Raw genomic sequence first — 13,731 nt, forward strand, 5'->3', positions numbered from 1 at the left:
CGCCGCGAATCTCACCAACTGGATTCACGACGCCGGCAATGGAAAGAAACGACGCGAACGCTCAGGCCAATCTCGCGAACGTCGCGCGGGACACCCGCTCAGGCAGGTTGGTCCGGCATTTGCTGCACTTGCAGCAGGGTGATCGTGTCCTTGATTTTCAGACGGCGCTTCTTGAGCCGGGTGACCTGAAGTTCGTCGTACGTAGGCTCGGTCAACAATTTGTCGATCAGGAAGTCCAGATCCCGGTGTTCGATCTGCAACTCGATGATGCGGCGCCCAATGGAGTGAAGATCCTGCTGCATCGTGGCAACTCTCCTGCGACTCTCAAATGATTCCGGTTCCTGTGGAAGGTGTGCGAGTACAAACGGTGCTACGGCAGGCCGTGCAGCGCAGGGCGCCGCCGGCCAGCCTATCGCGGCGGTCATTGCAACGCCTTTTGTGCCGGCGAACTGCCCGATTGCGAATCGTTGCGGCGCTCGTCGGACTTCTTCTGGCGCTCGATGGCTTCCTGCTGCTTCTGGTTGTACTTGCGCACGTTCTCTTCGCGCTCGGCCGCCTTCTGCGCCGCCGTTGCCTTCGCGTCGTCGAGCTTCTGTTGCTGCCCGGCCTGCTTGGCATTGTACTGTTCAGCGTTAGCTGCGCGCTCCGGGGCCTTGCCCGTACGCTCGGTCACACGCTGTTGATATTCGGCTTGCTTGGCCTGGTAATCGGAGACGTTCTGCGCCCGTTCTGCGGCACGCTGCGGCGCTTCAGCCGCCGTTTGTGCGCGCTTTTCGGCAAGACGCTCGTCACGTTCCTGCGCACGTGCCCGGCGCTCCTGATCTTCGAGCACCAGCCGCTGGCTGCGAACGGCTTTCAGCTCGTCGCGCTGCTTGTCCCGAGCGCTTTCGATGCAATAGTTCACGAAGAACTTCGACGCGCACTCGTACTTCGCTTCCTCGAAACGATAGTCGATCCATGCGCGCTGACGATCGAGCACGGCGCGGCGGCCGGCGAAGTCGTCGTCGGCAGGGTGCAGATCGAGCTGGTCATCGTAGGCAACGGGCTTATCGTCCTCAGCGGCAGCCGCGGCGGCACTCGCCTTGCTGGCCGGTGACGGCGTGCGATCGGCCGTGGCATCGAACGGGACATGCGGCACACGGAGCTGTTCGGTCGTACGGCCCGCGGCCTCAACGGCCGAAAGCCCCTGAGCGAGCGCTGCGCCGGGCACGACGCCAGCTGCCGTCATGATGCCGAACGCCCCAACCGCGCTCAACGACACACGCACGTGATGGCGCGAATACAGGCGCGAAAACAATTTTTCGAAGGAAATCATGAAGTTGAGCAGAGTGATGCCAAATTTTAGCATTGCCTGCCCGGACGCGCCCGCGGTTTATGGCAAAATGCCCCGCTCCTGGCACTTGGGTAACTCGCAACACTCATGACGCAAAACGTAGCCCTTAAGATCGTTCAACGCATCGCCGACGAACTCAGCGTGCAGCCGCGTCAGGTCGCCGCCGCCGTGCAATTACTGGACGAAGGCGCCACTGTGCCCTTCATCGCTCGCTACCGCAAGGAAGTGACCGATAACCTCGACGATACGCAGTTGCGTACGCTGGAAGAGCGCCTGCTTTATCTTCGCGAGCTGGAAGAGCGCCGTGCGGCGATCCTGGCAAGTATCGACGAGCAAGGCAAGCTGACCGACGAACTGCGCACCGCCATCGAGGCGGCCGACACGAAGCAGACGCTCGAAGATCTTTATCTCCCCTACAAGCCGAAGCGCCGCACCCGCGCGCAAATTGCCCGCGAAGCCGGTCTCGACCCGCTCGCACAGGCGTTGCTCGCCGACCCGACGCTCGACCCGCAAACCGAAGCCGCCAGGTTTGTCGACGCTGAAAAGGGCGTGGCCGACATCAAGGCTGCACTCGATGGCGCCCGCGACATCCTGTCGGAACAGTTCGGCGAGACGGCCGAATTGCTCGGCAAGCTGCGCGACTACCTGTGGAATCAGGGCGTCGTGTCGTCGAAGGTCGTCGAAGGCAAGGAAAGCGAGGAAGGTGAGAAATTCCGCGATTACTACGACTACGCCGAGCCGATCGCTGCGGTGCCGTCGCACCGCGCGCTCGCCCTCTTCCGTGGCCGCAACCTCGGCATTCTGATGGTCAAGCTGGGCCTCGGCGAAGAACTCGACGCCCAGATCCCGCATCCGTGTGAAGGTGTGATCGCGGGTCATTTCGGCATTCGCCAGCAGAACCGCGCCGCCGACAAGTGGCTGGCGGACGTTTGCCGCTGGTGCTGGCGCGTGAAGGTGCAGCCGCATCTGGAATCGGAACTGCTCACGCAGATGCGTGAAAGCGCCGAGAACGAGGCGATTCGCGTGTTCGCGCGCAACCTCAAGGCACTGCTGCTCGCCGCGCCTGCCGGTCCGAAGGGCGTGATCGGTCTGGACCCGGGCTTGCGCACCGGTGTGAAGGTGGCCGTGGTCGACCCCACGGGCAAGCTGTTGGGCACCGACACCATCTACCCGCACGAGCCGCGCCGCGACTGGGACGGCTCGCTCGCACGACTCTCGAAGATCGCCGCCGCGACCGGCGCGGAACTCGTGAGCATCGGTAACGGCACGGCCTCGCGCGAAACCGACAAGCTCGCGCTCGAGCTGATCAAACGCCACCCCGAACTCAAACTTCAAAAGATCGTCGTGTCCGAAGCGGGCGCCTCGGTATATTCGGCCTCCGAATTCGCCGCGAAGGAATTCCCTGACCTCGACGTGTCGCTGCGTGGCGCCGTTTCCATCGCTCGCCGCCTGCAAGACCCACTGGCCGAACTCGTCAAGATCGAGCCGAAGGCTATCGGCGTGGGCCAGTATCAGCACGACGTGAATCAACGCGAGTTGGCACGCATGCTCGACGCCGTGGTTGAGGATTGCGTGAACGCCGTGGGCGTGGACGTCAACACTGCGTCGGCACCGCTGCTCGCCCGTGTTTCGGGCCTGAACAGCACGCTCGCGAAGAACATCGTCGACTTCCGCGACAGCAACGGTCCGTTCCCGAATCGCGAGTCCCTCAAGAAGGTGCCGCGTCTGGGCGACAAGACGTTCGAGCAGGCGGCCGGCTTCCTGCGCGTGAATGGCGGCGACAATCCGCTCGATCGCTCGTCGGTCCACCCGGAAGCGTATCCGGTCGTGGAGCGCATTCTGGCCAAGATCAAGAAGACTATCGGCGACGTCATGGGCAACGGCTCGGTCGTACGCAGCGTCTCGGCGAGCGAATTCGTCGACGAACGTTTCGGCCTGCCGACCGTCAAGGACATCCTGACCGAACTTGAGAAGCCGGGCCGTGATCCCCGCCCTGAGTTCAAGACCGCGACATTCCAGGAAGGCGTCGAGAAGCTCACCGATCTGAAACCGGGCATGCAACTCGAAGGCGTGGTGACGAACGTGGCCGCCTTCGGAGCGTTCATCGATATCGGTGTGCATCAGGACGGTCTGGTGCACGTCTCTGCCATGTCGACGAAGTTCATCAAGGACCCGCACGAAGTCGTGAAGGCCGGCGACATCGTGAAGGTCAAGGTGCTCGAAGTCGATCCGCGCCGTCAGCGTATCTCGCTCACCATGCGACTGAACGATGATCTGCCGGTGGCCGGCGCGACCGATCGCCCGAGCAGCGGCGGCGGTGCACGCGGTGGTAGCAATGGTAGCGGCGGCGGCCATCGTGGCGGTGGCGGCGGCCGTCAACGCGAGCCGGAGACGGTGAGCGCCATGGCCGCGGCTTTCGCCAAGCTCAAGCGCTAAGCCGCGCGTCACTCACGCGCTGCGACAGGCCCGCCATCTTCGGATCGCGGGCCTTTTCTTTTGCCGACGAGATGAAAAAAGCCGGTGGAGATTTCGCTCCACCGGCTTTTTTGTACCGCGTGCTACGCCCGCATCGCGAAGACGCAGAACCGCCGTCAAATCTCGATCTTCGTGCCCAGCTCGACCACGCGGTTCGCGGGAATGCTGAAGAAGTCGGTCGGCTTGGCGGCGTTCTGATGCATCCATGCGAACAGCCGCTCGCGCCAGATCGACATGCCCGGCAGCTTCGTCGGCACCACGGTCTCGCGCGCGAGGAAGAACGACGTATCCATCAGCTCGAAGTGCATATCCGTCTTCTGCTCAAGCAAATTCAGCACTTCCTTCACGTCGGGCGTCTCGTTGAAACCGAACGTGGCGACCACGCTGTACAGGCCACCGGTGTGATCTTTGGCCTCGATGCGGTTGGCATCTTCGACATACGGCACATCGACCGTCCGGAAGGTCAGGAAGATGGTGCGCTCGTGCAGGATGCGGTTGTGCTTGAGGTTGTGCAGCAAGCTCACCGGCACCTGCGTGTTGCCCCCCGTCAGGTAAATCGCGGTGCCCGCCACGCGATGCGGCGGATGCGCGAGCAGGCCCTGCAGGAACGGTCCGAGCGGAATACCGTCGGCCGCCGTACGCTCGCGCAGCAATTGACGGCCCTTATGCCAGGTCATCAGCATGAAGAACAGGAATGCGCCCAGCGCCAGCGGCAACCAGCCGCCCTCTTCGACCTTGATCAGGTTCGCGCCAAAGAACGCGAAGTCGACCACGAGGAAGCCGGCAATGATCAGCGCCACCAGGAACTTGTTCCAGTTCCAGACCTTGACCATGACCACGCAGGCGAGAATCGTCGTGATGACCATCGTCGTCGTCACGGCAATACCGTACGCGGCCGCCAGATTGCTCGACGACTTGAACGCCAGCACGATCCAGACGATGACCAGCAGCAAAGCCCAGTTGATCACCGGCATGTAGATCTGTCCGATCTCGCGATCCGACGTGTGCATGATCTTCATGCGCGGCACGTAGCCGAGCTGAATGGCCTGACTGGTCAGCGAGAACGCCCCCGAGATCACGGCCTGCGAGGCGATCACGGTGGCCGCCGTCGCCACGATCACCAGCGGCAGCAGCGCCCACTCGGGTGCGAGCAGGAAGAACGGATTCTCGATGGCCTTCGGGTTCGTGAGCAGCAGCGCGCCCTGCCCGAAGTAGTTCAGCGCCAGCGCGGGGAACACCAGGACCGTCCACGCAAAGCGGATCGGACGAATCCCGAAGTGCCCCATATCGGCATACAGCGCCTCGGCCCCGGTCAACACCAGGAAGACTGAGCCGAGCACGATGTAGGCTTGCAGCGCGTGCGTGCGAATGAAGTGGATGCCGTAGTACGGGTTGATGGCCTTGACGATCTCGGGTGCGGCGCCGATGTTGTACACGCCGAGCACGCCGAGAATCACGAACCACGTCACCATCACCGGGCCGAAGAGGCGTCCGACCTTGGCTGTGCCGGACTTCTGCATCGAGAACAGAATGATGAGAATGACGATGGTGATCGGCAACACGAAGCGCGAGAGGGAGGGCGCGGCGATTTCCAAGCCCTCGACTGCCGACATCACGGAGATGGCCGGGGTGATGACCGCATCGCCGTAGAACATGCAGGCGCCGAACATGCCGAGCATCATCAGCACCGATGCCCATTTGCTACCGGCACGCACGCTGCGCAGGCTGAGCGCCATGAGCGCAAGTACGCCGCCCTCGCCACGATTGTCCGCACGCATCACGAACAACACGTACTTGAGGGAAACAACGATCACCAGCGCCCAGAAGATCAGCGAGATGATGCCGAATACAGCTTGCGGGGTAAACGGAATGCCATGTTGCGGATCGAAACATTCCTTGAGCGCATAGAGCGGGCTGGTGCCGATATCGCCGAAGACCACGCCGATGGCCGCCACCATGAGCGCGGGCATGGCCTGAGGGCGCTGCCCGTGTCGTATGTTTTGCGTCATAAGGTTTGGGTAATCGCTTTATTGCGCTGCACAAAATGGCCGCTATTCTAACTGGGCGCCGGTTCCCTCGCCAGTCCGGACAGGTGCTAAGTGCCAGACGTCTTACATGACATGCTCCGCTAGGATAATTCGAGCTGCGCCCCGTGACCAGTGCGGCACAGCAAGGGTTTAGCCTCCCCCGCCGGTCGCGGCATAGCGCACAGGGCACCGCATTTCGAGTTGCAAATGAGAGACATCCGCCAAACATGCGCGATTCGCATGTCGACAGCCTCGTCAATTACGTGTAGTGGCCGTGCGCACAACGCGGCATCGCCCGCCAGACGGGCATCTGCGGCCCGGCCACGACACGCTCGCCCATGAAAAAAGCCGCCAGAAGGCGGCTTTCCCATATCTTGAGACGCCAACCGGAAACCGGCCGGCGCGCAACAGCGCTTAATGACGACGCGTCGTTTTGCGGTTGCCGGTGCCCTTGACCGAGCGCACGAGTTCCGAATCGGCGCTGTTCTGCTCGGCTTCCAGCGAACGGATCTGGCCTTGCAGGTCTGTCAGGCGAATACGCGCAGCGGCACGTTCGGTTTCCAGTGCCGAGGCTTGCTCACGCACGGCCTGCTGGTTCTGGGCCAGCGCCTGTTCCTGCTGACGCTGGATCGCGAGGTCGTTCTGCACTGCATTCAGGCGCGCTTCGCTGTCGGCAAGCTGGCGTTCCATCAACGCCTTTTGGGCTTCGAGCTTGATGCGACGGATTTCCACATCGGCAAGCACCTGTGTCTGGCGGACGAAGTCGCTGTACAACGCTTCGGCCTTCTTCTCATTGCTCACCTTCACGACGCGCCAGAACTGGCCTTCATGGAACAGGGCAACGTAATACCCCATCGTCTGCGGATAGAACAACAGGCTTGCCCCGTAGCGGCCGTTGTACGTGGTACGAAGTTCGGTGACTTCCTTGCTCTGGATGCGATCGCGCAGTTCCTGAATCGCCCCCGACGCGGCTGCCGGCGCCGTGGCCGATTGCGCAGGCACTGCCGGAGCCGCGAGCTGAGCGGGCGTTGCGCCGGTCACATCCCTGACCGCGTCTGCAGCACCTGCTGACGTTCCCCAGGCTGTCAGGCATGCCACCCCCACGCCCAACCAAAACCGCCCCCGGCAATCACTGATTTTCATCTGATCTGTTTTCCTGTTATCGACCGGATCGTTCCACGACCCTTATTCGTCGCATTCAATCGCCACCCCGGACTCCGTCCCGAGGATCTGAGACCTGCGTATTTGTGGAATGATAACCGCATGCCCGTAATAGCCGACAATTCTATCCATTGAGGCGCGCTCTTCCAAGCGGGGAATGCGTTATTGTTCGTGCGCGATTTCATCTGTTGATACCGCGCAACTACGGGGCCTGCGCGAGTTCCTGCAAGCGGAACTCCCTTGTCAGACAAATCCCGTCATTGGAACGAAAATCGAGCCGTTGCCCACGCAAGCGGCGGGCGCAGGTTCACGCTTCGTACTCGTTCGCCAGTTCCGAGTCGTTGCCGAGGATCTGATATTTGCGCATTTTTTCCCACAGCACCTTGCGGCTGATGCCCAAGGCGTTGGCAGTGTCCTGACGCCGCCAGCCATTGGCGTCGAGCGCCGTGACGATGCGTGCCCGCTCGGTGGCGTCCCAGCGGGCGCGCTCTGTCAGCGCCCCGCCGCGCGATACATCGTCGCCACGCACGGCCGTGCCGATGGAAAGCGCGTCGAAGATCGGGCGGATACGCCGTTCGTCCCAACCGCCCAGTTGGCGGTAGATGATGCCGACGCGCTCGGCGATATTGCGCATTTCGCGTACGTTGCCGGGAAACACCCCGCCCTCGACCAGCTCGCGCAGCCATGGCGGCACCTGCGCACCGACCTCGCTATTGCCCACTACCTTGCCGAGGTAGGCCGTGAAGACAGCGAGCTTATCGACAGGCCCGCGCTCTTCCAGGCTCGGGATATGCAGTTCGATCACGGCGAGCCGGTAAAACAGGTCGGCGCGAAACAGTTCGTCGCGCACCATCGTCTTGAGGTTCTTGTTGGTGGCCGCCACGAGCCGGAAGTCGAGCTTTACCGGCTGCGCCGACCCCAGGCGTGTCACCGCGCTGTCCTCCAGCACCCGCAGCAGCTTGACCTGCTGGTACAGCGGCAGATCGCCGATTTCGTCGAGGAAGAGCGTACCGTCGTTGGCTTGTTCGAAATAACCCTTGTGGGAATAGAGTGCGCCGGTGAAGGCGCCTTTGGCGTGACCGAAGAAATGCGACTCGAACAGGCCGTCGGGAATCGCGCCGCAGTTCACGGCGACGAACGGCCCCTGGCCGTAGTGGCTCTGCTTGTCGTGCAGCAAGCGGGCGATGCGCTCCTTGCCCACCCCGGTCTCGCCGTGGATGAGGACATTCGAATCGCAGTCGGCAAAGGCGTCCACCTCGGCGAGCAGCCCGAGCATCGCGCTCGACTGAGCGACGAGCGGGTCGGCAGGTACCGGCGTGCGGTCGGCTTCGGCGATGGCGCCCGAGAGTTTGAAAATGAGCGTACGCAGTTCCGCACCGGTGAAGTCGAGCGTGAGGATATTGCTGTACTCGGGCGGATAAACGCTCGGATCGTTCTCGCGCGGCGTGGTCGCGACCCAGATCACGGGCATGCCATGGCCCAACTGCCATTCCTGTGCGTTGGTCGAAGCACCTTCGATCACCGACACGCTGACCACAGCGATGGACGGACGCGCCTTGGTGCGCTCGCGCGACAGATCCACGCCGTCGGCGCGAATGACTTCCATGTCGAAGCTCGCGAGGCAATGCGCGACACGGTCGGCAATATCCGACTTGCCTTCCCACACATAGACGTCGAGATCTTCACGTACTGGCTTGCTTTTCATGCTTTTCCGCTGGTCGACGCACGCCCTCGGCGTTTGTCATGGTGAAGTTCAGTGTTTCGGTCTTGCTTCGTTTGCGCTCCGGCTGAGGCCCCGTCGTGCGGGGCCCCGCTAATACACCAGTTGGACGAGTCCGTTCTGGCAGTTGATGCTGTCAACGGTGACGGTCGTCATGCCGAGCGTGATGCCCAGCGACGACAGCAACGTATTGAGCAGATTGCTCAGCGGCGTGAGCATCGGGTTGAGCAAGGTGTAGAGAATGCTGCCTAACACCGAGGAAATGTCCGAGGTGCCTATCGACCCCGAGACGCTGTCGATGCGGCACTGATTCGCCCCGCTTCCCATCAGATTGCACACCAAGTCCGATACCCCGCCCAATAGGCCACTCACGATCCCGCCTAGTGTATTGAGCAGCCCGGAGACAAGCCCCCCCACGCCGCCCAAAACTTGTGGAAGGTTGAGTGTCAGCACGCCACCGAGCGTGGTACCCAGCGCATTGGTCGTTGCCTTGAGTCCCGAGGCGGCAGAACTGAGGAACGCATTGACCGTCGAGACGGTGACACCGGCCGCCGCCGCCGGCACGTTGCCGACCAGGCCGGAGCCGATCGTGCCCGACGTCGATGTTCCCGACGCGCTCACGTCCAGTGACAGTCCCGCAAGCAGCGCGGTGACGATCTGAGTCAGGTTCACACTGGAACCGACCGGGCCGATTGCCTGCGGGAAAGGGCCGGCAAACGTCATCGGCGCAGGCGAATTGGTCACGAGCGACAAGTTGACGTTGCCGCCGACGTCGATCAGATTGAGCAACGTCGCGATTTTCGTTCGTTGCGTCATGAGCGTGGTACAGCTCGCCGGGTTGGTCGTGACATCCACCCCGCTGGCTGTGTCGCCCACACACACGTTCACCAGTCCCGAAGTGACCTGCAGCGTTGCCGAGGGTGTAGCACCGCATTGCAGTGCCGTGACCTTGGCCGTCGACTGCGCTACCTCAAGCACGAGTGGCAGTTTCAGTACCGTGCCCAGACCATTGAGCAGTCCGCCAAGCATGCCAGCCGACGAGTTGACCGTCAGGAACAGACGCACCTGCGCCGTCGTCGCCGTCGCCCCCACACCGCCCACGCCAACCTGTGGCGGCGAAATGACCCGTGCCACGACCGACACCGTGCCGCCCAGAATCGACAGTGATGGAATCGCCACCGCGTTGTTGCTATTGGCACCGACGATCGCTGCGGTAATCAGATCGGCGACACCGATATTGGCGGTGAGTGCATTCGCCGCGCTCACCCCCGCCGCATCGATATTGGCGATGATGCCCGGCGTCGTCGCGGTCCCGAGCAAGTTGATCGGCAGGTTCAGCACCGGGCTGCCGGCGAACACGTTGATGAGATTGTTCATTGCCGAGACAGATGCCGAGAGTGCGCCATTTTGCGTGGCAAGCGCCGTATTCGTCGCGCTCAGCAACGCCCCCACCGTCAGATTTTTCACGGCCGCCACCCCCGTGAGCGAGGCCACCGAGACGTCCCCTGTGATACCCACCCCGAGCGCCTGCAACAGCCCCTGGGGCGTGATGTTCACACCGACAAGTTGCTGAGCCGCGCCGACGTACAACTGCGGCGAGATGCCCACCGCTGTCAGCAGCGGCGCCAGCACGGAATTGTTGGCGTTGAGCGCGAGCAACCCCGAATCGACCGTGAACGTCACCACGGCGGGCGACTTGCGTGCAATGGCGGTGGCCGTGATCGTGCGTGTGCCGACGAGTTGGAAGAACGACGGCACGGACATCGACAGCGTGACCGACACGGCGTTGCCGCTCGCGGCATTGCCTGCGTTAGTGGCAACGAACGTGCCGGGCCCGGAGGCGTTCGCGGCGGGCGACGTCCAGATGCCGCATGCCGACTTCACCTGCAGCCCGGAGACGTTGCTGCCCATGTTGGACGTAACGTTTGCCTGCGCGACGCTCGCATAGGAGGTCGTGTTGGCGCACCCCGGAAGGGTTTGCGCACCCGCGAGCGCCGCCATATCCGCAGCTCGCTGCAAGTTACGGCGCTGCATGAACACGTTACCCGCGTCGAGCGCGAACGCGAGAATCAGCACCACGATCAGAAAGCTGAAGGCCAGAATCGGCACAGAGCCGCGCTGACGTCCGCCGGGAGCCGTCACACGAGCCGTTTGGCGCACACGCGCACGCGAAGTCATGACGCATCACTGGCTCGCGCCAGCCCCCGTGGCTGCGGGCGCGGCACCGCCGCCGCTCCCACCGCCCGCGCCCCCGCTGTCGCTCTGGACCATCGTCGGATAGAACTGGGGAATCGGGTACGTGAAGCTATCGAGATAGCGTTTGTAAGCGCGCGAAGCGGTCGAGCCCAGCATCGGCAAGCCCGGCCCGGCGGCCAGATTGCTCGCTTGCAGCGCCAGCAACGCTTCGGTTTCCTCACCAAGCATGCCGTCGCGGGCGTGCTCGCCCACGCGCAACGGCGTCTCGCGGCGAACGACGTTTCGCGGCACACGAGTCGCTTCCGTTGCAGGGACTGCGGCCGCTTGGGCAGCCTGCCCCTGCCCGCCATCTCCCGCGGCCGGCATTTGCTGCACCACCGGCGCAGCCTGTGCCGGTGCGGCCACGTTGCGGGCGTCGGCACTTCCCATCGATCCGGTGATCGGCGCATTGCTCTGCGCTACGGCCACCCCGGCCCAAAGCGCGAGCACGGCTACGGCAAGCCGCGCCGCGAGCCGCGGCCGGGAGCCCGAACTTCCTTGTGGTTTCTGGACTGCCATCATCGCGTCTCCCTGATATTGCGTGACACGCCGCTAATGTCCCGCGCCGTGCATGAATGACGAAAACACTGCATCACTGCATCACTGTGAATGGCCGAAGCGATCGAGCAACGATGTCGGCATGTCGCTGCGGGTCACATCGCCGGCACGCGCCAGCTTGGCGTCCGCTGTTGCGGCCGACGCCGACGCCGCCCTGATCGGCGTGCTGGCTGGCCCGTTACCCGGCTCTCCCCCCGACGTGAGACGCACGACTACCGGCCCGCCATCGCCAACCGTCACACGGCGACTGTCCGTGCCGGCTTGCGCCGTCGCCACCGCCGGCACCGCCGGCACCGCCTGCGGCGCGATCGTCGCCGCGGCCTGTGCCGCAGCGCGCGCGGCGGCGGCACTCGCTGCGGCACGGCGGGCTTTCACCTGCGAACTGATGTCGGCGGCGAGCTTGTCGATGGCCTCGCGCGTGGCCTGCGGCATTTTCGCGCGCGTCATCATGTCGTCGGCGCGCGAGCGCTCGCCCGTCACCACGAGGTACACCGCCAGATTACTGAGCACCTTGCGGCTGTCGGGCCGCAATTCGGCAGCCTGCGCCAGCGGAACGCGCGCCGCCCCGGCATCGCCATTGTTCAGCAGTGCAAAACCCAGGTCGCTCAGATAGAACGCCTCCGTGGGCGCGCGCGATACCGCTTCGCGCAGTGCCTGCGCGGCAGCCGCGTAATCCTTGCGTTGCGCCGCGACCAGTCCGATGCCGTGCCATGCCGCCGCCGCTTCGTTCCCGCTCAATAACGTGCGATAAGCCTGCTCGGCGGCGTCGGGCTGACCGGTCTCGCGCAAGGCGTCGGCCCGGAGAATGTCGATGTCCGGCGACGCGCCGTACTGAATGCGGAACTGGTCGATGTGGGCAAGCGACGCAAAGTACGAGCCCTGCTCCTGCATCTGACGAATCATGGACAGATACAGCTCACGCGTGTCCGGTTTGGCGGCCTTGGCCTTCTCTTCGTCGTTCTGCTGTGCCTGCATCAGCGCAGCGGCCGACGGCGCGCCATAACCGCCAATGCGCGGCCCGCCGCATCCGGCCAGCGTCGCCGCACACAGCACAGCCATCAGCGAGCCCGCCATCACGCGCCCGGCCTGACGTTCGCGGTGAGCACCGGTCGCCGTAGCGGCGCCCGAAAGGGGAAAGGTCGAGATTGGCATGGTCACTGCATGGCCTCCATCGATTTGGTCAGCGACAGGATGGCCGGCCCCGCGACCACCAGCATCAGCGCAGGCAGGAGGGTCAGCATCATCGCCAGCGTCATCTTTACGGTGAGCTTGCCGATGCGCTCTTTCATCGTCTGGCGGCGTTGTTCCCGCAGACGATCGCTGAACTGCTGCAACGGCTCCTGCACCGCACCGCCGTGCTGCTCGACCTGCACGATAAGGCGCACGAGCGCGCGCAGATCGTCGTTGTCATATACCTCACGCAGCCGGCCCATCGACGCCTCTCGCCCTCGCCCGGAGGCGTGCTGGCGATTGGCGTTCTCAAACTCCTTGGAGAGAATCGGCAACACCTCGCGGAAGTCGGACACCACCACGTACAGGCTTTGATCCATCGACAACCCCACGCCTTGCAGCAAGCGCAGCAGATCGATCAGCAATGGCAACTCTTCGATCAGATCGCGCCGGCGCTGACCCGCCTTGCGCTGCACATAGAACTTAGGCGCGAGCAACCCGGCCCCGGCCGCCCCGATCAGACGCAGGATCGTGCCGAGCCCGCCGCCGCCCGGAAACCACAACCAGACGAGTAGCGGCAGCATCACGGCGAGCGCTACCCGCGCAAACAGGAAGAGCGACTTGGCTCGCACACTGTCGTAGCCGCACTGGGCGAGAAGCAAACGGTCTTCGGCGGCGATCAGATGTTGCCCGAGACGCGTCTCCGACCATTGCTTGCCAAGGGCCGAGGCGCGATCGATCAAGGACCGCCAGCCTCGATGTCCGCCCTCGCCCGTCACGCTCCCTTCCTCGCCATCCTCGCCGCCCTTGCCGCCCTTGCCTCGCAGCCCGCCCGGCGCGCTCGCGGCACGCAGCGCTGCCAGCGCCTGTTGCTGCCGGTTGGCGAGCACCTGATCGATCATTCGCTCGCTACGGCTCTGACGCACCGCGCGCAACAGAATGGCCGACGCCCCCAGCAGCAGTCCCGCCGCGACCATCAACAGGCCCAGCATCATCCACAGATGCGAATCAGACGACAGCGACGAAAGGTTCATATCGTTAGGTCCCTCGCG

At 63.7% G+C, this 13,731-nt stretch carries 10 protein-coding genes; 1 reads left to right on the plus strand and 9 read right to left on the minus strand.

The window, feature by feature from the left end:
* Window positions 1-98 precede the first annotated feature (98 nt).
* Together PBR20603_RS05895 and PBR20603_RS05900 are read right to left on the minus strand one after the other, a co-directional pair.
* Window positions 99-302 (minus strand): YdcH family protein, encoded by a 204-nt coding sequence (locus PBR20603_RS05895; protein ID WP_150558610.1) that lies wholly within the window; start codon window positions 300-302, stop codon window positions 99-101.
* Window positions 303-421: 119 nt separating this feature from the next.
* The gene (locus PBR20603_RS05900; protein WP_150558611.1) at window positions 422-1,315 is read right to left on the minus strand and encodes a hypothetical protein; all 894 of its coding nucleotides are present in this window, start codon (window positions 1,313-1,315) and stop codon (window positions 422-424) included.
* A gap of 105 nt (window positions 1,316-1,420) precedes the next feature.
* On the opposite strand from PBR20603_RS05900, the gene PBR20603_RS05905 reads away from it, so the two are divergent.
* On the plus strand, window positions 1,421-3,769 hold the full coding sequence (locus PBR20603_RS05905) for a Tex family protein (protein WP_150558612.1): 2,349 nt from the start codon (window positions 1,421-1,423) through the stop codon (window positions 3,767-3,769).
* A 155-nt stretch (window positions 3,770-3,924) separates the two neighbouring features.
* Here PBR20603_RS05905 and PBR20603_RS05910 read toward each other — a convergent pair whose 3' ends face one another.
* The 7 genes from PBR20603_RS05910 to PBR20603_RS05940 form a co-directional block, all read right to left on the minus strand.
* Window positions 3,925-5,817 (minus strand): potassium transporter Kup, encoded by a 1,893-nt coding sequence (locus tag PBR20603_RS05910; RefSeq protein ID WP_174977795.1) that lies wholly within the window; start codon window positions 5,815-5,817, stop codon window positions 3,925-3,927.
* A gap of 432 nt (window positions 5,818-6,249) precedes the next feature.
* A complete protein-coding gene (locus PBR20603_RS05915; protein ID WP_150558613.1) occupies window positions 6,250-6,978 on the minus strand; it encodes a DUF2968 domain-containing protein in 729 nt (242 codons plus the stop codon).
* Between the two features lie 325 nt (window positions 6,979-7,303).
* Window positions 7,304-8,701 carry a sigma 54-interacting transcriptional regulator gene (locus tag PBR20603_RS05920; RefSeq protein WP_150558614.1) on the minus strand — a complete coding sequence of 466 codons (1,398 nt, stop codon included), beginning with the start codon at window positions 8,699-8,701 and terminating at the stop codon, window positions 7,304-7,306.
* A 108-nt stretch (window positions 8,702-8,809) separates the two neighbouring features.
* On the minus strand, window positions 8,810-10,894 hold the full coding sequence (locus PBR20603_RS05925; RefSeq protein WP_150558615.1) for a pilus assembly protein TadG-related protein: 2,085 nt from the start codon (window positions 10,892-10,894) through the stop codon (window positions 8,810-8,812).
* Window positions 10,895-10,900: 6 nt separating this feature from the next.
* A complete protein-coding gene (locus PBR20603_RS05930) occupies window positions 10,901-11,473 on the minus strand; it encodes a DUF3613 domain-containing protein (protein WP_150558616.1) in 573 nt (190 codons plus the stop codon).
* Between the two features lie 78 nt (window positions 11,474-11,551).
* Window positions 11,552-12,661, minus strand: coding sequence for a tetratricopeptide repeat protein (locus tag PBR20603_RS05935; RefSeq protein WP_150558617.1), 1,110 nt, complete (start codon window positions 12,659-12,661; stop codon window positions 11,552-11,554).
* Window positions 12,662-12,663: 2 nt separating this feature from the next.
* A complete protein-coding gene (locus PBR20603_RS05940; RefSeq protein ID WP_150558618.1) occupies window positions 12,664-13,713 on the minus strand; it encodes a type II secretion system F family protein in 1,050 nt (349 codons plus the stop codon).
* Window positions 13,714-13,731 lie beyond the last annotated feature (18 nt).

Origin of the sequence: Pandoraea bronchicola (genome assembly GCF_902459805.1) — a bacterium.
GTDB lineage: Bacteria > Pseudomonadota > Gammaproteobacteria > Burkholderiales > Burkholderiaceae > Pandoraea > Pandoraea bronchicola.